An 18,149-nucleotide genomic window follows, 5' to 3' on the forward strand; every position below is an offset into this window, starting at 1 on the left:
CAACATATGCTCTTTGATTATACCACAGACCTGCGGTTAAATACCCGGGGTAATACTGGAAAGATGCCTGAATTTGGGCCAATGCTAACATTCCTTGAAACATCAGTCATTATAACTTTAAAAGGAGTTTAGACGTACAGCATCTAAACTCCTCTTGGCAATTAAGAAAAGTTATATCGTATTGCAAAGGATTCTTCAAGCCTCAAAGCAGGATTCTGGCATCCAAAATAGCTATGCTGTCCTCAAAAACGACTACCGGGTTTAAGTCAATTTCTTTTATTTCGGGGTTTGCGGTAACTAATTGGCTGAGCTTAACTAAAGCATCAGCCAGGCCTTCAGTATACTTGGCTTTTTGTCCCCGTACCCCCTGCAGGATTGTATATCCCTTTACGTTTTTGATCATTTCGCGGGCTTCCTCAATGCTCAAGGGGGCAAGCTTAAAACTTACATCTTTAAATACTTCCACAAAAATACCGCCTAAACCAAACATCATTACCGGGCCAAATTGGGGATCCGTAGTCATACCTATGATGACCTCGGTGCCATCGGGGAGATATGGTGTAACCAGGATACCCTCCACTTGAGCTTTCGGATTAAATGCCTTGGCATTTTGGATAATTTCCTGGTAAGCTTTCTGCACTTCTTCTGCTGTTTTCAGGTTTAACTTAACCCCCCCGGCTTCGCTTTTGTGAATAATCTGGGACGATACTACTTTCATAACTACCGGATAACCCAACTCTTCCGCTGCGGCTACCGCTTCTTCGGGAGTGCTAGTCAAATAGCAGTCTATTACAGGAAGGCTGAATTCTTTTAGAAGGGAGTTAGCCTCGTTCTCCAGGAGGCTGCGCCCTGCTTCCTTAGCTTCTTTGATCAGTTTATGCATTGCTGACACCTTCCTTCCGCTCTGCCAATTTCTTCAGGTATTTTTTACGTTCAATCATTTTATCCAAAACCCGTACGGCATCACTGGGCGTTTTAAAAGTGGGGATACCGTTCTGCTCCAGCAGAGCCCGTGCTTCTTCGACCCATTTACCTGCCAGGAAACATACAAAGACAGGCTTTGCGGCATTTTTTAGAACAGGCAAAAGATTTTGGGCCAGTTCCACCGGAGGAAGGAAAGTGGGAGGTACAGTAATCAGGATTATACTGTCTACTTCCGGTTCCTCCAACGCTATCTTAAGAGCATCTAGATGATGTTCTGTCATGGCAGCCGCTGTAATATCAAGATAGCCGTCGGGATGGCAAATCATTGCCATAGGAGGTAGGCATTCTTTAAATTTCCGTTTTCCTTCCTCCGAGATATGGGCCAGCTTGGCATGTTTGGCAAAACCCAGCTCATCCACAGCCACAATGCCTGGGCCACCTGCTTCGGTAAGGACGCAGACATTTTCCCCCTGTGGCAAAGGAAGCATGGCAAATGCTTTAGCCGTAGTAGTCAGTTCTTCCAAGTAGCTGACCCTGGTCACACCGCATTTTTCAAAGGCGGCATCATAAACCAGATCTGATCCTGCCAGGGCGCCTGTATGGGAGGCAGTAGCTTTGGACCCGATATCGCTGCGCCCTACTTTTAAAATAATGACCGGTTTAACTGCAGTTATTTTTTGAGCTATTTCTATGAACTTGCGCCCGTCCCGTAAACCTTCCATATACATGGCCACAACTTTTGTGTCGGCATCTTGCCCGTAATATTCTAATATTTCTAGGACATCAACATCGGACATATTGCCAACATGGGCCCATTTGGCGTAGCCTAAAGGTGCCGGCTGTTCTTCCATGAAAAGCAGGAGTGACCCCCCCATGGCTCCGCTTTGGGTAATGATGCTAACTCCACCCTGGGTTTTGGCCACCGGTGGTTCAATAGTAGTATCCAGCATATTTCTGGTGTTCATCACACCCACACAGTTTGGGCCGAAGACTCTGATTCCGGCCGACCGGGCCACAGCCACAACTTCCTTTTCCAGAGCAACCAGCTCCGGCTCTTTTGTTTCGGCAAAACCGGCGGCAACTACCACCGCAGCTTTCACATCCCCCCTGGCAGCAGCCTGCTGCATTACTCCCAGAACATGGGAGGAAGGAACGGCAATAATAACCAACTCAATGGTTTCCGGAATGCTCTGTAAGGAAGGATAGCATGTTAACCCCAGGATCTGGTCCTCTTGGGGGTTGACGGGGTAAACCCGGCCTTGATAACCATAGTCCAACATATTCTTGACAATCTGGTACCCCGCTTTATAGGGATTATTGGAAGCGCCAACTACTGCCAGGCTGTCAGGGTAAAAAAAGTAATCCAAGTCTTTTTTTGCAGCCATTAGTTCACCTCCTAGCTATTTTCACAGCTGAGCAAATACTTAAACCTAGCGTCAACCGCTTGTTGAATCAGCTCTAATTCAGACTCATTCTCTTTTGCCAACAGGTGGCGGAAACGTTTTTGGGTAGCCAAGTATTCCCTCACCGGTTTGGGTTTTTGCGGTTTGATATTTACCTTGAAAGCAGCCCCCCCGGTGATTTCGTAGAGGGGAGCGAAATTAGTCTGCACTGCCAGCCTGGCCACCGTCACCGTATCTTTCGGCTCTATGCCCCAGCCCGGGGAGCAAGGAGAAAGCAAATGGATATAGGAAGGCCCATCCACCTGTAAAGCGGTTTGAACTTTGCGCATGTAATCCAGCGGATAAGCGATGGAGGCCGTGGCTGTATAAGGGATTCCGTGGGCTGCCATCACCCGGACCATATCCTTTTTCCGTCCCAGAGGACGGGGCTCCCCTTTAGCTTTAGCCCCCACAGGCGTGGTAGTAGTGCTGGCGCCGTATGGCGTAGCTCCGGACCTTTGCACACCGGTGTTCATGTAACCCTCATTGTCATAACAAATGTACAGAAAACGGTGACCACGGTCCACAGCCCCCGATAAAGCCTGAAAACCGATATCCACAGTGCCTCCGTCGCCCGCATAAACGATTAAATTGACATCTTCCCTGCGGCCCAAAGCTTTTAGTGCTGCATCTATGCCGCTGATAACGGAGCCGGCATTCTCGAAAAGACTGTGAACATATGGAAAGAGCGGAGCCCCGTTATAACCGTAGTTAACGCACATACAACCGGTAGAGTTAATCATGATGGTTTTTTTGCCGGATATTTTAGTGGCCATCCTGGCCCCGATTACCGCCGCACAACCGGGACATCCTCCACGGCCGTGAGCTACAAATTCCTCTTCAGGCAAATCAATTAATCTAACCGACATGGGCTGCACCTACCTTCCAAATGTCCAACAAATCTTGATTGGCATCCACCCAGATCACCCTGTCTTTGCCATATCCTGCTTCACTGGCCTCTTGTAAAAGCCGGGCTGACTTAACAACAGTATCAACAGTAATATCCCTTCCGCCCAGCCCGGCAATCAAGTCCAGCACCAGCGGCTCGTGCTCCAAATGTTTCAAACTTGCCAGCACTTCCTGATAAACTATGCCTGTGCTGCCAAAGGAAATATCCCTATCCAAAACACCTACCGCTTTGGCGTTCTGCAAAACTTCAGCCAGTTCAGCAAAAGGGAAGGGGCGAAAAGCTTTAATTTTAGCCATGCCCACTTTTAATCCCTCACTGCGTAAAATATCAATTGATGCTTTAACAGTCCCCATCATGGAACCAAGACCTACCAAAACAAGCTCGGCATCTTCCGTCCGGTAAGTCTCTATCATACCGTAATTCCTGCCAAAAATTTGCGCAAAATGGTCCATGGCTTCCTTAATTACTTTTGTAGCCTTTCGCATGCTTTCATGCTTATCCCGCTGGAACTCTTCAAAAGAGTCAGGAAATGCCATCACATTAAACATCTTAGGACTGGTGAGATCAAGGGTCGGGTAATTGGCCCGAAAAGCAGGCAGAAAGCTTTTTACCTGTTCCGAAGTTGGCACATCCACAGGTTCAGAAATATGGGAAACGTAAAAGCCGTCAAAGCAGACCATGACCGGTAAAAGTACCCTTTGATCTTCAGCCACCCGGAAAGCCAGGAGGATAGTATCCAGTACTTCCTGGCAGTTTTCCACGTAAAACTGCAGCCAGCCTGTATCCCTTTGGGCCAATGAATCCTGATGGTCGGCAAAGATGCTGACCGGCGATGCCAGAGAACGGTTGGCTACTGCCATCACTATGGGCAAGCGTAGGCCTGAGGCCATAAATAAAACTTCATGCATCAGACACAACCCTTGTGAACTGCTGGCGGTAAAAGTGCGGGCACCTGCCAGGGAGGCACCGTACGTTGCCGACATGGCGCTGTGTTCACTTTCCACCGGAATCATTTGCGCCTGTAACTCCCCATTGGCCACAAAGGATGCCAGATACTCCACAATGGAGGTTTGAGGCGTGATGGGATAAGCAGCTACTACATTTACCTCAGCTAATTTAGCTGCCTCAGCAGCCGCTTTTGTTCCTGACAAATACTGTCTCATGCCGTTCCCTCCCTGATCATAGTGATGGCCCCTTTCGGGCATTCTACAGCGCATACTCCGCAGCCTTTGCAGTATCTGTAATCAATTACCATTCCGTCTTCCCGGCTAATCACACCGTCCGGGCAATAGATCCAGCACAACTGGCAGCTGTTGCATTTTTCCTGATCCAATACAGGTTTTTCTGTGCGGCTCGGCTTATTTTTACGAGAAAAGCCTCCCGGCAACCAAGGGGAAACGGGCCGCTCAACTAACCAAGGATGTTTCATCCCCATCCATCCTTTCTACGCTTTGGTAGCCTTTTTCCAAGGCAGCAACATTTGCTTCAGCCAATTTTGAGGGGAATTCCTCAGCAATTACCTGACATAGAATGTCTTTATCAACCACTGCTTGGACTTTTAAAAGGGCGCCAAGCATAATGGTGTTAAAAATAGGCCGGTTAAAGCACTGATAGCCTAACTCAGTTGCTTTTATGGGGATAATCTTTGCCCCAAGTTTGCCTAGCTCACTTTCACCCAGAACCTCTGGACTTAATTCCGTATTGACCAGTACCAGGGTAGAAGTGCTTACCCCTACAGCAACATCGGGATCGCTCAGCAAAATATCATTAAATATCAACAGCGTATCAGGCTTATAAATGTAAGATTTAATCGCTATGGGCCGGTCATCGATCCTGGTGAAAGCCTTAACAGCTGCGCCACGAATATCGGTGCCAAAAAAAGGGAAAGAGTGGGACCATTTTCCCTGCTTCATGGCAGCTTTACCTAACAGCTCTGAGGCCACAACCACTCCTTCGCCGCCCAAACCATGTAACCTGATCTCGTACATGTCCTTCCTCCTTTTCAAAATTTTTACTGATAGAATTACTTCATTAGCAAGCTTGGCAGCCATGTAACCAGTGGCGGGAAAAGAATGAGCAGTAATATAGTTATTAAGTCACTGATAACAAACGGGAATGAGGACCGATAAAGGTCCGAAAAAGCAGTCCCTTCTGGTGCAACACCCTTCATCACAAATAAGAGCAACCCGAACGGCGGGGTAATCAGCCCTATTTCCAAAGCCAGAAGCATAATCATACCGAACCAGATCGGGTCAAAGCCCAGCTGAGCTGCAATTGGTACAAAGATTGGGACCGTAACCATGATAATGGGGACTGACTCCATGATGCAGCCCAAGATCAGAATGATTAGAATCATTAGGGCTAACACTCCCATAGGAGGCAGATTCAACCCCATGGCAAACTCAACGGCTGCCCTGGTTAATCCTGAGTAGCTAAGCAGCTGGCTGAAGATCTCTGAACCTCCGATAATAAGGAGCGTCATGGAAGTAATAGTGACAGTTCCTTTTAAGGACTTCAGCAACACTTCGCGATTTAAGCTACGATACAATGCAGCCATTATTATGGTGCCGACAGCACCAAGAGCCGCCGCTTCAGTAGGAGTAGCAATTCCCACCAGAAAAATTCCTGTAACCAGGAAAATAATGGCGCTTAAAGGAAGTAAATCGACAAAAAACAGCCGAAGTTTTTCCTGTATATTTACTTGTGCGACTTCGTAGTCAGGGGCCAGTGCCGGATTCAGCTTGACTCTAATTAATATATTAATCATGTAATTTAGAGCGATCAGAAAACCGGGTATGACCCCTGCAATGAGTAAGGGGCCGATAGGCACTTGGGCTACTGTGCCGTAAATTACAGTGATGTTGCTGGGGGGAATAATCATGGCCAGACTGCCTGAAGCTAAAATCGGGCCGAAACTCATTGCCTTGCTGTAGCCTCTTTTTTGCATCTCAGGCACAAGTACTGTCCCTAAGACAGCAGTGCTGGCCATGGTAGAGCCGCTCAACAGCCCAAAAAGCGCACCGCCTATATTAGATATAATGCTGAGCCTGGCGGGGAGTTTGCCGATTAATTTAGAAAGGGCATCCAGGCTCCGCACAGCTAATCCTGAATGCAGCAGGACTTCTCCCATTAACACAAAAAGAGGGATGGGAGACAAACTAAAAGTGCCAATGGAACCAAACAAGCTCATCACTGAAGCATAAGGACCGGTAGGCGAACCTATCAATACAATCGAACCTGCCAGCAAGATAAACAGGAAAACAAAAGCAACAGGTAAACCCAGGGCCATGAGGAGTACAAAAGAACCTCCAACAACTGTTAGCGTACTAGCATACTGTTCCAAGACATTCACCTCTCATCGGTTTTTTTGTGATTTTTGCAAGGTAGGTGGCATCTGCTATGATTTTACATTTTTTGTGCAATACTTCCCTGCTCTATTTTCTCTGTCTCCTCTTTTATTTCACAAATGTTATCCCAAACTTTAAATAGAAATTGGAATGAAACAAAAATAGACATAAGCGGGATAAACATCAAAGGCAAGTATTTGGGCACCGGTAAAATTTTAGTGAGTAAAACTTGATTGAGATAATTCTCGTATGTAGTCAACCAGCTGTAGTAAAAAAGCACAATACCAATCAAAACACCGATGGAATTAGTAAATACAGCAACTCTTCTTTTAGCCTTTGGAGACAAGTAATTAGTCATAACATCAACGGCCACATGTTTATCATGTTTCAGCACCCAAGGAGCAGCTAAAATTACAGCTAGATAAAGGATGTACTCTTCGATCTCTGTAGCCCATCCTACTGAAAAGTTGAAATAATAACGCAAAATAACTGCTAGACAAATCATCAATGCCATCAGTGAAAGCAGGACTCCGCTGATAACCGCCATAGCATCGGTGCTGTAATCTATAACTTTTCTAAATAAGCTTTTGTTTTTGAGCATAGCAATTGTCCCCTCCTCCTTTCAAAACTTGGCCCAACCAATCAGTGAACCTCATGATTTATTTCATTTTGATGAGCCGATTATAAAAGGAAGGTGTGCCGCACCAAATCTTCTACAAAACCACTTAGTAACGGCGGTACACACACCTTCCCTGAATTTTTTTACTTAGGAGTGGTCAGATCTTTAAGTTTCTGACCCAGTTCAGGTTCTTTCTGAATCATTTCTTTCCAGCCTTCTTCATACGCTGTTGATAAGAGTTTTTCAGCTTGATCAGGAGGCAACTGAATAACTTCCATTCCCTTTTCTTTAATCTTGGCTGTTTCGTCTGCTACTTTCTGCTCATAGAAATTGTAGGCTTCCTTTTCGGTCTCTTTCATAATCTCTTCTAACTGCGCACGTACGTCTTCCGGTATCTTGTTCCAAGCGTCTTTATTAATAAAAACTCCCATACCTACCGGATAAAAACCCGGGTCAATACGATACTTTGTTACTTCGGCCCAGCCGCCGTCAATTATACCTAAAGTTGGCCAGCCAAATCCGTCTACAACTTTCCGTTCCATGGCTGAATAGATTTCGCCCGGCGGCATGGAGACAGCGCCGGCGCCTAGAGCTTTAAGCAAAGGAACGTAAACCGGAGAGGTCCGAATAGTTTTACCTTTAAAATCTTCCAAAGTGTTGACTTTGAAATTAGTGTAAAGGGAATAGAGGTAACCGGGACCAGCAGTTTTACCAAGGTAGATGATATTCATCTTCTTCTCAAATTCCTGGCGCAAGATCTCGTACACGCCTTTTTCCCGCTCATCCATTGGGGATAACTGGCTTAAGTGGAGCGTCTCGGCAACGGGTAGTACATTTTTCGCATAGTTTCCGGGCAGATGACCTATTTCGAACATACCTTTTCCAAGCATTTCAAACTGATCAAAAGCTTTAATTACGTCGCCTGCTCCTAAGTACTTGATCTCAATTTGATCACCAAGCTTTTCCTTGACCTTTTCAGTAAACAACCAAAAACCATCATGCTCAGGTGAATTCTGGTTGAAAGGTGTAACTGCCCGTAGCACTATTTTTTCTTTTGGGGCTTCCTCACCTTTGCTTGCATCACCGCTTTGCGCTTTTTCACCGGATTGACCACAACCGGCTACTAAGCCAAGTGCGAAAAGCGTGATTGCAACTAACACAATTATCTTTTGCCAGCTTTTTTTCATAAAGAGACCTCCTCGTATTTTTTTACCCTTTTTAAGCCTGGTGCAACACCTTGGAATTACCGTCCACCACCTCCAACGTTGAATCTGGCTACTGAACAGTTTAGTAATGGTTGAAGAATTCAATCTTTTTAAAATAATTACCTTTGGGCAATTGTCCGAAATTTTTCGAAACTTACTTATGCCTTTTTACGAAAAAAAAGAACCCAATGGGTTCCTTCAACTTATAAATTTATCCAGGCGTATTGCCAGCTGCAAATCAAACAAATCATTATGATTCTTTAATTTCTTGTTGGTAATCTCTTCAATCTTTCCCAGGCGGTAATCCAACGTATTCCGGTGTACAAAAAGTGCCCTGGCTGTTTGCCGCAGATTACAGCCATTTTCAAAGTAGGCTTCCAAAGTTTTTAACAGCTGGGAATCATTTTCCCGATCATACCTTTTCAAAGGTCCTACAGTCTCTTCATAAAAAACTTTTACCTGAGGAAAATCTTTAACCTCATACAAGCAGCATAAGGCCCCCAATTCTGCAAAAAAGGTTACCCGGCTTTCTTTCATAATGCTACTTCCTACTCGGCTGGCTGCTTTCGCTTCTTTATAGGAAAGTGGTATAGATTTTAAGTCATGATATGACCTGCCAACTCCAATTGATAACTTGTGGGTTGCAAAAAAACTGTTTTCCACCAACTTAGTCAACAAAGCCCTTAATTGTTCTTTCGAATGGTCGCTCACGCCTGCTAAACAAACCAGTTCAGTACCTCGGATTAGGTATAAAAGTCCGCCGGGAAAATCTTTAAATAGTTCATCCATTTGGAAGATCATGTCCTCCCGGTTTAGGTGGCCTTCCATAGACCACTCGAGCAGGAAAACCGCTAAATCGGCTTCAAGCTCAAAATCCAAGGCATGAGCGCGTCGTCTAGCTGCCTCAACAGATTCAATACGGCCAGAGAGTAATTCTTCCAGTAATTCCCCTTTGCTTCTCCTTTCCGCTTCAAACACAGCATTTTGTTTATTAATTTCCAATGCCGCAACTAACGCAGCCTGCTCACAAGCCATATGGTCCTGCAACGTAAAATTTTGTTCCGAGCGTAAAACTACAATATAACCTAAGGGTATTTGGCTGCCCACAATGGGGAAAATTACCAGTTCCCAGTCTTTGTAATGAAAGATAGTCATCTTTAAGTATTCTTTATTCTGAACCTTAGCGTATTTGTTAGTAATTCTTCTTTTTACAGCTTCAAAAATATCTTGCCATGGAAATTCATTCTCAACGTCGCTCAAAGACTGAAACAATAACCTGAACCTTGTATCAAAGATGACAACCGGTTTGCCGATTAAATTTGCGAGATCTTTTCCAATCTGAACTATTCCCTCTCCCTTTAATATTACTTCCAAAAAAAGACGATGAATTTTTTCTGCCCGCTTTAGCTGTTCTACCTGCTGGTTAAGCAGAGTTTCGTAAATAGGCGCCATGACGCGGCTTAAAGGCAAATCGGCAGGCAATTCGATTAAAGGAAATTCAAGCCTGTCCGCCAGTTTAAGCATCGCCTCAGGAATTGGTGTTAAATATCGACCCGACTTAATTGCCAAGGCCGCTACCCCTATTTCAGCCAGCTGGTGTAATAATCTGACCTGAAGTTCCGGGTTATCCCGCAGCGCATATCCCGTAGTTAATAATAACTCTCCCCCATCAAGCCACTGAACAATATCTGGCACTTCTAAAAAATTCACCCGTGAAATAATTCTTTCTACTCCACTCCCGCCGGCTACTACACAATTTACACCAAGGGACAGCTTTGCAAGCGCTTCGCATACAGTCAGACCCAAAGTTTCACCCGCCTTTTACCTTTTAAGGATGTTTCACCTATACTTCTCGACGAGTTGTAAAATTCCTGCCGGTAATTGTTGTTGTCAACTATGGTGAAACAGAAAGAACATTTTTTTGTATCAACCCGCGACTCAGCTTAAGAACATATCGACCAGCTTATAAGTAAGATAAAATGTAGAAAGCATCACCAGCAATGGTGCAATTTGCACTTGGCCTGCTTTAAAAATATGTTTGCGATTTATAACTATGGCACTAAACAGCCCAGCTAAAAAAAGCGGCCCGCGAAAGCTCAACAATGGTTCCAACAGGCCCACTGCCCCTGCTGCCCCCAGTCCCCCCAGTGCCATTGCCAGCAAACAGCAGCTGTGGGGAATAATACCTCCCACAAGTCCCGGCAGCACATTCTGCATTTTAAGCCGTGGTCTGAACGCTAAGGGTATAACTATAATCCGCATTTTCGCTCCCCCTAAGTTTTTGATATAAGATACGCCAGGGGGGTAGGAAATATGTTGATCTAAATTTGAAAATTCGGTGAAATTTTACAAAGAAAAAAGGTTACAGGGAATGTGAAACACATTCTGTAACCTCTGTTCCTGCGCACTTAGTCTTGGAAATCCTGCGGCTCTGCCAGGAAGGAGGCGAGAACACCACCAACTAAAGCCCAGAAAGGCGCGCTGATTTTGAAAATTACTATTCCGGACATGCCAATGACCAGAGCAAAAAAGGCTCCTGTACGAAACTTCTGGGTAGCAAAAGCCTGTTCAAAGGCGCTTACCAAAACGCCAATCATTGCCAGGCCCGACAGCAGATTAACTAGTTCAGCAGGTAAAGCTTTTACAAAAGGCCAGGCCACACTGGCAAAGAGGCCAAAAGCTCCAAAAGTCACACCGTTGACTATGGTAGCTGCATAGCGCCCGTTCTTATTCTCGCCGGCTTCTACAGAGCAGCAGATAGCAGTCATCGGACCGGCGATGTTGGCATTGGTCCCGCCGAAAAACGAGGTGACTATGCCGCCAATGCCACTTAAGATGGTCATGGCATTGATGGGCGCTTTATAACCCTGGGCAGTAAGGACACCATAGGCCTGGGCGTTTTCTGCTCCAATCACCAGTACCGCCAGGGGAATGGCGATGGCAATTAAAGCGTTGCCGGAAAAAGCAGGGGTGAATACCTGGGGCCACATCCAGGCCACCTGGACGTTGGAAAATTTAAAACCGCCGGTAAAAAGAGCAACAATAATTCCCACTCCTAATGCAGTCAAAATAGGTGAAATTTTTTTGTTCAAACGCTGTACCACAAAATATGCTAGAAGAGTGAGACCGGCAATCAGGGGCGCCTTTTGGGCGGAGGTAACGATACCAGTGCCAAAGCGAATCATGGCTCCGGCAATCATACCTGTCACAATGGGCAAAGGTATCCAGCGCATTACCTTGCCTACCAGACCGGTGACTCCTAAGATAAAGACTATAACGCCCGCAATTAAATAAGCGCCTACGACCTCATTAAAAGGAAAGATGGGCAGAGTTGCAGACATCATTACTGTGCCCGGGATTGACCAGGCACCGCTGATAGGTTGTTTGTAATAAAGGGCTAAAAATATTCCCAGCAGACCACCGAAGAAATACACCGAAAACAACCAGGAAATGGTTTGGGCATCAGTAAGTTTGCCATTTTGAGCCGAGTTCATGATAATTAAGGCCGGCCCTGTAATTGCAAAGATAGTAGCGACTATTCCCGCCGTAATAGTCTTGCTGTTGAGATAACCCCAAAAGTCTCTTAACCCAGAACTGATACCCGAACCTTTTTCCAGTATGCACTCCTTAGTTTGCAGTTTAACTACAGATTGCACCGCCACTGTTAACCCCTCCTTTTTACTCTTGCTCTAATCTTTTTTCTAAAGCTGCTAATAATTTTTCCGGCTTCACGGGTAGACTGGTAACATATACTCCTACCGCATCACGGATGGCATTGATAATGGCAGGAGCAGTGGGAACCAGGGCCGGTTCCGCTACCGACTTGGCGCCGAAAGGTCCAATTGGATCCAAGGTCTCTACAAAGGCCACTTCTATGGGCGGCATATCGGTCGCCACCGGCAGCTTATAGTCCCTGAAGTTGGGGTTCAAAATCCTGCCCTCTTTAGTTATTATTTCTTCCATAAAAGTATAGCCAATTCCCATTGCCACCCCGCCTTCTAACTGTCCTTCAGCCAGAGTTGGATTTAAAACGCGGCCTAAATCCTGTACTGCGATAATTTTCAGCACTTTTACTTTTCCCGTCTCCTGATCAACTTCCACTTCAGCCAGCTGGCAGCCAAAAGAGTAAGAAGGTGCAATATTGCCATACTTGGTTTTCGGGTCGGCGATGGTAACATTGCTGGGGACGTAGCTGCCCCTACCTACTATAACAGTGCCGCCGCGACGATAGCAGGCCTCTGTGGCAATTTCAGCAAAATCTTTGAAAACTGCATTGTCCACAAGCGAAATAATCTTGCCATCCCTGATGTCCAGCTTATCGGGAGCAAGGCCGAGGATCTCACCGGCTGCCTCCAATAACTGGCGGCGGGCATCTCTGGCTGCAGCCAGGACAGCGTTTCCGCCAATTACCGTCACCCGGCTGGCGTAAGCTCCCAAGCCAAAAGGCGAGTAGTCAGAATCAACCTCAGCTACCCTTACCCGGTCTACGCCAATACCCAGCGCTTCAGCTGCAATCTGGGCCCAAACAGTGGTGGTCCCACATCCGATTTCCCCTTCCCCGGAAAAAACAGTGACCATGCCGTCGGCGGAAATCCGGACTTCGGCTGCGGAACCGTCAAAACTGGGATAAACGCCGCGGTTTCCGGACACGTGAATACAGCAGGCTAAGCCGATGCCCCGCCCCGGAACTTTATTTTTCCGTTTTTCATCCCAACCTGAGCGGCGTACTACTTCACGGATGCAGTCCGTCAGCCCGCTGCTGGTGATTTCCCAACCATGCACCGTTACGTCTCCCGTCCGGGTAGCGTTTTTAATGCGCAGTTCCGCCGGGTCCATGCCCAGTTTAACTGCCAACTGGTCCATCAAAACCTCGATGGCAAAAGTTGTTTGCGGGTTCCCAAAACCGCGAAACATCCCCGTGGGCAACTTATTGGTATAAACTAAGTAGCCGATATTATCCACGTTCTTTATCCGGTACAGGTTGTCTATCCGAGTAACAGCTGTGCTTAACACTCCGGGGGCAATATTGGAATAAGCGCCGTTGTCGGCTATAATGGTGGAGCGTTTAGCCAATAAAGTCCCATCTTGGCTTGCGGCCAGGGCCATCCTAATCTTCATAGGCACCCGGGGCCAAGTGGCTTCATACTCCTCCTCCCGAGTATTGGCCAGAAACACCGGCCGGCCGGCTTTACGGGCCAATGCCACACAGATGGGTTCAATGGTCAGCGGAAGTTTAGCACCAAAAGCGCCGCCGCCCTGTACCTGCACTACCCGCACCTCGCTCAGCTTTAGTCCAAAGAGGCTGGCGATCCGGGCCCGCAGCCAGGCAGGACCTTGGTTAGGAGACCAGATATTCAGCCTGCCGCCTGGTTCAAAACTAGCCAAGCAGGTGTTAGGCTCCAGATAAGACTGGTGCACAAAAGGAAGCTCAAAAGTATCCTCTACAACTACATCTGCTTTGGCAAAAGCGGCTTCCACATCACCCTGAACCACGTGGTTAAAAACAGCCACATTATTTTCTTTTCCTTCGTGAATCAGAGGCTGACCAGGCTGCATGGCTTCTTCCGGGTCAAAGACAGCCGGCAGTTCCTTGTATTCGACTTTGATGGCCGCCAAAGCCTTGAGCGCGGTCTCTTCATCCACCGCAGCTACCGCCGCCACCGGATCCCCAATGTAACGGACCTTTTCCACAGCCAGGATGTTCATGTCTGCTATCGCTTCACCTATTTTGGCAGCGGGCACATCCTCAGCCGTGATTACAGCCACGACGCCCTCTATGGCCTTTGCCGCGTTGGTATCAACCTTAATTATCCTGGCATGGGGAAAGGGGCTGCGCAGCACTTTCCCATATAACATGCCGGGAACTTTTAGATCGCTGGGAAACTTAAAGGTCCCCGTAACTTTTTCCCACCCGTCTATGCGGGGAACACTCTGACCAATATTCCTAAATACGGACATTATCAGCCATCACCTCGCCTGCTTTTTTTATGGCTTTAATAATTTTGCTGTAACCGGTGCAGCGGCAGAGATTGCCGGCAATCGCATGGGCTATTTCCTCTTCACTCGCTCTGGGGTTCTTATCCAGCAAAGCTTTAGCCGTGAGGATCATGCCGGGCGTGCAGTACCCGCACTGCAGCGCACTCTCGGAGATAAACGCTTCCTGTAAGGGATGCAGACGACCCTGCTGGGCCAGGCCTTCAATGGTCAAGATCTCTTTACCCTGGGCCTGAACGGCCAGATAAAGACAAGCGTTGACCGGCTGACCGTCAACCAAAACAGTACAAGCGCCGCATTCTCCCTTGCCGCAGCCTTCTTTAACGCCGGTATAACCCAGCTCACGCAAAAAAGATAACAGAGTCTGGCCGGGTTTTGCCGCGAGCTTCTTTTTCTGTCCATTGATGGTAAGTTCGATAGTCAAAAACATTATCTTTCCACTTCCCTTCCAGAAGATAAGGCTAACTCCCGGGCCTTTTGCAAAGCTCGCCTGGTTAAAACAGCCACCATTTTGCGCCGGTAACCAGCGGAAGCTCTGTGGTCATCGATGGGTCTGGCTGCGCTTGCGGCTATAGCAGCTGCCCGTTCGATGTCATCCTCTGTAAGTTTAGTGCCGACCAAGGCCACTTCAGCTTCCGTTACTTTCAGGGGTGTCGGGGCAACAGCACCCAATGCCAGGCCGGATGACCTGCATATGCCATCTTCTACTACTACCATAGCGGCAGCGCTGACCAGGGCGATGTCTACCGCAGCCCGCGGGCCTAGTTTAAGGTAACAGCTTCCGCAGCTTTTGGGTACAAGCGGAACGTTTATTTCTGCCAAGAGCTCCCCCGGTTCCATAACCGTTTGCATGGGGCCTTGAAAAAAACCACTAAGAGGAACGGTCCTCTCCCCTTGCCGGCTGATAAGTTTAACATCAGCGCCAAACGCCAGTAAAGGCGGCGCGATGTCGGCCGACGGAACTGCACTGCATAAATTTCCACCGACGGTAGCCAGGTTGCGTACCTGCCAGGAGCCAATTTGGCCTGCCGCCTCAGCTATTGCAGTATATTTTGCTTTAACAGCAGCATTTTCAGCTATGGACTGGTGCGTTGCAGTGGCGCCGATCCTCAGCCCATCAACTTTGAATTCAATCACTTGTTGGGAAGTTATTTTACTTAAGGAAACAAAAAAGCGGGGCTTTTCCTTTCCTTCCTTGATAGCTACAAGCAAATCAGTACCTCCGGCCAGCACCTTCGCCTCCGGCAGACTGGCCAAAAGCCCTACGGTCTCTTCTAGAGTTACAGGAAAAAAAACGTTCTCAACCACATTTACACCTCCCCGAAATACTTGGAGCGCAGAAGCTTAATATTTTTAGCCGGTTCTATTTTGTGGGGACATACTTGATTGCACTTTCCACAGTTAATACAATTTAAAATTCCGCTGCTTCTCGCTACTACTCCCCGGTTTAATTCATCCCGCGGGTCAAAAGCATGTCTGGCCATTTGCATGAGCCCTGCTGGACCTAAGAATTCGTGTTTTTTGACCCGCGTTACCGGGCAAATAGAAACACAGTTATAACATTCCACGCATCTGCTCACTACTTTAAAGTTCTCCTGGTCCTCGGTGTCAACCTTTTCCGGCTGTTTGGCCGGTACTTCTCCCCGCTCCAGGAATAACCGCAGACTGTCTTTCCTTTTATCGTATTCCTGACGGTCTACCATTAAGTCGCGAATTACTGTGAAGTTATCCAAGGGTTCCAGCACCATTTCCCGGGCAGCGCTTTCACGACACATGAGTCCTGGCTTGCCGTTGATTTTCGCGCCGCAGAGGCCGCAGTGGCTGTTACGGCAGCAGTAGCTGAAACTCAAAGTGCCGTCGATATTTTCGTAAATGTATAAGACCACATCTAAAACGCTCATACCCTGTACAAAGGGAAAATCATAGGTTTCATAATGAGGCTGGGAGTCTACTTCTGGATTGAAGCGCAAAATAGTGACTTTTCCATCCTGCATTTTACAAAGCTCCCCCCTCTGGCTTGATTTCGGCAAGATCTACGGGTATTTCCTGGACTGTTAAATCATCAGCCTTTTGGCGTATGGTAAGGTGTTTTAGCCATCTCTTATTATCTGCTGCCGGGTAATCCTCGCGGTAATGGGCCCCCCGGCTTTCGGTTCTAAGCAACGCAGCCTTCGTGACGCATTGGGCCACTGTTGCCAGGAAATAGTTTTCCAGGCCTTCAACCAGTTCCTGATTATAATGTCTGGACTTTAAACTCAACGCTTGGGACTCCAACTGGCTCTTAAGGACTTCCAGTTCAACCAGAGCACCCCTTAAGCTTGCTTCCGAGCGGATTACAGCCACCTTCTCCCACATGAGGCGACGCAGGCGGTTACGCAAGGTCACAGGCCGGATGCCATCTTCCCGGCTCAGCATTTGGCCAGCAAGTTCGGTAGCTGTTTTAGCTTCACGGGGATCTACAGGAGCCTGGCCTATCTCGGCTGCTAACTTGGCTGCCGCTTTACCGGCCCGGGCACCGCTGACCAACAGCTCGGCCAGGGCATTTTGGCTTAAGCGGTTGGCGCCATGAACCCCTGCTGCATTTTCACCTGTTACAAACAACCCCGGCACACTGCTCTGCCAATTTTCATCAACTCGCACACCACCCATGAAGAAATGGCAGGTAGGTGCAACCTCAAGTCTGTCTTTTTCCGGAGTAATCCCTATCTTCTGATAGGTTTCATAAAGGGCTGGCTGCATTTTGGCAATAAATCCCGGTTCATGATAAGTCATATCGGCAAAAACGCCTCCATGAGGGCCGCCCCGTCCCTCCTTGACCTCAGTATAAATAGCCCGAGCAACCCTATCCCGGGTTGAAAGTTCCAGCCGCTCCGGGTCATATTTTTCCATGAAACGTTCTCCCTTGTTATTAAAAAGATGCACATAGTAAAGCAGGGCTCCCAGGTTTCCCCGCAAAGAATTGGGAAAGAGAAATCCCAGGGGATAAAATTGGACAAACTCCATATCCATCAGCTCTGCACCTGCATCCAAGGCCAAAGCATAACCATCGCCGGTAGCTCCTGTTGGGTTACTGGTGTTAAGATAGAGGTTACCTGCCCCGCCGCAGGTCAGAATAACCGTTTTAGCCCTGAGCAGGACCGTTTCACCAGTTTCCAAGTTTAAACCTACAGCCCCCGTCACTCTACTTTCATCTTTAAGCAGTTTTAAAATCATTGTATTGGACAGGATGTTGATGTTGCGTTTTTTGACCTCCCCAAACAAAGCCCGCATCATTTCTCGGCCTGTACGGTCCTCCAGAAAGGTGCAGCGGGGGTAAGAATGGCCGCCGTCAATCCGTAAAGCATAGCTTTCCCCGTCTGCCTTCCGCTGCCATAAGGCTCCGATTCTCTCCAGCTCCAAAATCAGGTCCGGCGCTTCTTCCACCAGGATCCGCACCAGACGCTGTTCATTTAGGAAAGAACCGCCTCTAACAGTGTCCAAAAAGTGAAGATCACGGCTGTCACCGGGCTCGTGCCAGCTCCCTACTCCAGCGATGGCGCCAGGAGCCATGATAGTGATGCCGCAGCGCTCCGGAAAACCTTTTAACACCATGGTAACCTTAACCCCATGCTTGCTGGCTTCATAGGCTGCCATAGCCCCAGCGCCGCCCCCGCCAATAACTAGCACATCGGTTGCAAAATGATGCATCAGTTTAATTCTCCTCTCCTT

17 protein-coding genes are annotated in these 18,149 nt (G+C 47.6%); all 17 read right to left on the minus strand.

What is annotated here, in order from left to right:
- Positions 1-202: 202 nt before the first annotated feature.
- Positions 203-883, minus strand: a complete 681-nt coding sequence (locus EYS13_RS08570) for an acetate--CoA ligase family protein (RefSeq protein WP_227761797.1) — start codon at positions 881-883, stop codon at positions 203-205.
- On the minus strand, positions 876-2,309 hold the full coding sequence (locus tag EYS13_RS08575) for an acetate--CoA ligase family protein (RefSeq protein WP_227761798.1): 1,434 nt from the start codon (positions 2,307-2,309) through the stop codon (positions 876-878). Before EYS13_RS08575 ends, EYS13_RS08570 begins: the two co-directional genes overlap by 8 nt.
- Positions 2,310-2,320: 11 nt before the next feature.
- A complete protein-coding gene (locus tag EYS13_RS08580; protein WP_423055335.1) occupies positions 2,321-3,220 on the minus strand; it encodes a thiamine pyrophosphate-dependent enzyme in 900 nt (299 codons plus the stop codon).
- A 4-nt stretch (positions 3,221-3,224) separates the two neighbouring features.
- A complete protein-coding gene (gene porA, locus EYS13_RS08585) occupies positions 3,225-4,439 on the minus strand; it encodes a pyruvate ferredoxin oxidoreductase (RefSeq protein WP_227761800.1) in 1,215 nt (404 codons plus the stop codon).
- Entirely contained in the window at positions 4,436-4,705 is a 270-nt protein-coding gene (locus EYS13_RS08590) for a 4Fe-4S binding protein (protein WP_227761801.1), read from the minus strand. Before EYS13_RS08590 ends, porA begins: the two co-directional genes overlap by 4 nt.
- Positions 4,683-5,264: a 2-oxoacid:acceptor oxidoreductase family protein gene (locus EYS13_RS08595; protein ID WP_227761802.1), complete on the minus strand. Its 582-nt coding sequence runs from the start codon at positions 5,262-5,264 to the stop codon at positions 4,683-4,685. The genes EYS13_RS08590 and EYS13_RS08595 overlap by 23 nt, the downstream gene beginning before the upstream one ends.
- A 35-nt stretch (positions 5,265-5,299) precedes the next feature.
- Positions 5,300-6,619, minus strand: coding sequence for a TRAP transporter large permease (locus tag EYS13_RS08600; RefSeq protein ID WP_227761803.1), 1,320 nt, complete (start codon positions 6,617-6,619; stop codon positions 5,300-5,302).
- Between the two features lie 62 nt (positions 6,620-6,681).
- Positions 6,682-7,224, minus strand: a complete 543-nt coding sequence (locus tag EYS13_RS08605) for a TRAP transporter small permease (RefSeq protein ID WP_227761804.1) — start codon at positions 7,222-7,224, stop codon at positions 6,682-6,684.
- Positions 7,225-7,385: 161 nt separating this feature from the next.
- Positions 7,386-8,429, minus strand: a complete 1,044-nt coding sequence (gene dctP / locus EYS13_RS08610) for a TRAP transporter substrate-binding protein DctP (protein WP_227761806.1) — start codon at positions 8,427-8,429, stop codon at positions 7,386-7,388.
- 216 nt (positions 8,430-8,645) lie between these two features.
- A complete protein-coding gene (locus EYS13_RS08615) occupies positions 8,646-10,253 on the minus strand; it encodes a PucR family transcriptional regulator (protein WP_227761809.1) in 1,608 nt (535 codons plus the stop codon).
- 132 nt (positions 10,254-10,385) lie between these two features.
- Positions 10,386-10,709 carry a hypothetical protein gene (locus EYS13_RS08620; protein WP_227761810.1) on the minus strand — a complete coding sequence of 108 codons (324 nt, stop codon included), beginning with the start codon at positions 10,707-10,709 and terminating at the stop codon, positions 10,386-10,388.
- Positions 10,710-10,855: 146 nt separating this feature from the next.
- Positions 10,856-12,109, minus strand: a complete 1,254-nt coding sequence (locus EYS13_RS08625) for a benzoate/H(+) symporter BenE family transporter (RefSeq protein WP_227761812.1) — start codon at positions 12,107-12,109, stop codon at positions 10,856-10,858.
- A 16-nt stretch (positions 12,110-12,125) separates the two neighbouring features.
- The gene (locus EYS13_RS08630) at positions 12,126-14,405 is read right to left on the minus strand and encodes a xanthine dehydrogenase family protein molybdopterin-binding subunit (RefSeq protein WP_227761814.1); all 2,280 of its coding nucleotides are present in this window, start codon (positions 14,403-14,405) and stop codon (positions 12,126-12,128) included.
- A complete protein-coding gene (locus EYS13_RS08635) occupies positions 14,392-14,871 on the minus strand; it encodes a (2Fe-2S)-binding protein (RefSeq protein ID WP_227761816.1) in 480 nt (159 codons plus the stop codon). The genes EYS13_RS08630 and EYS13_RS08635 overlap by 14 nt, the downstream gene beginning before the upstream one ends.
- On the minus strand, positions 14,871-15,749 hold the full coding sequence (locus tag EYS13_RS08640) for an FAD binding domain-containing protein (protein ID WP_227761818.1): 879 nt from the start codon (positions 15,747-15,749) through the stop codon (positions 14,871-14,873). The genes EYS13_RS08635 and EYS13_RS08640 overlap by 1 nt, the downstream gene beginning before the upstream one ends.
- 2 nt (positions 15,750-15,751) lie before the next feature.
- On the minus strand, positions 15,752-16,435 hold the full coding sequence (locus tag EYS13_RS08645; RefSeq protein WP_227761820.1) for a succinate dehydrogenase/fumarate reductase iron-sulfur subunit: 684 nt from the start codon (positions 16,433-16,435) through the stop codon (positions 15,752-15,754).
- A 1-nt stretch (position 16,436) separates the two neighbouring features.
- On the minus strand, positions 16,437-18,128 hold the full coding sequence (locus EYS13_RS08650; protein WP_227761822.1) for an FAD-dependent oxidoreductase: 1,692 nt from the start codon (positions 18,126-18,128) through the stop codon (positions 16,437-16,439).
- Positions 18,129-18,149 lie beyond the last annotated feature (21 nt).

The sequence above is a fragment of the Zhaonella formicivorans genome (assembly GCF_004353525.1).
In the GTDB taxonomy this organism is placed as follows: domain Bacteria; phylum Bacillota; class DUOV01; order DUOV01; family Zhaonellaceae; genus Zhaonella; species Zhaonella formicivorans.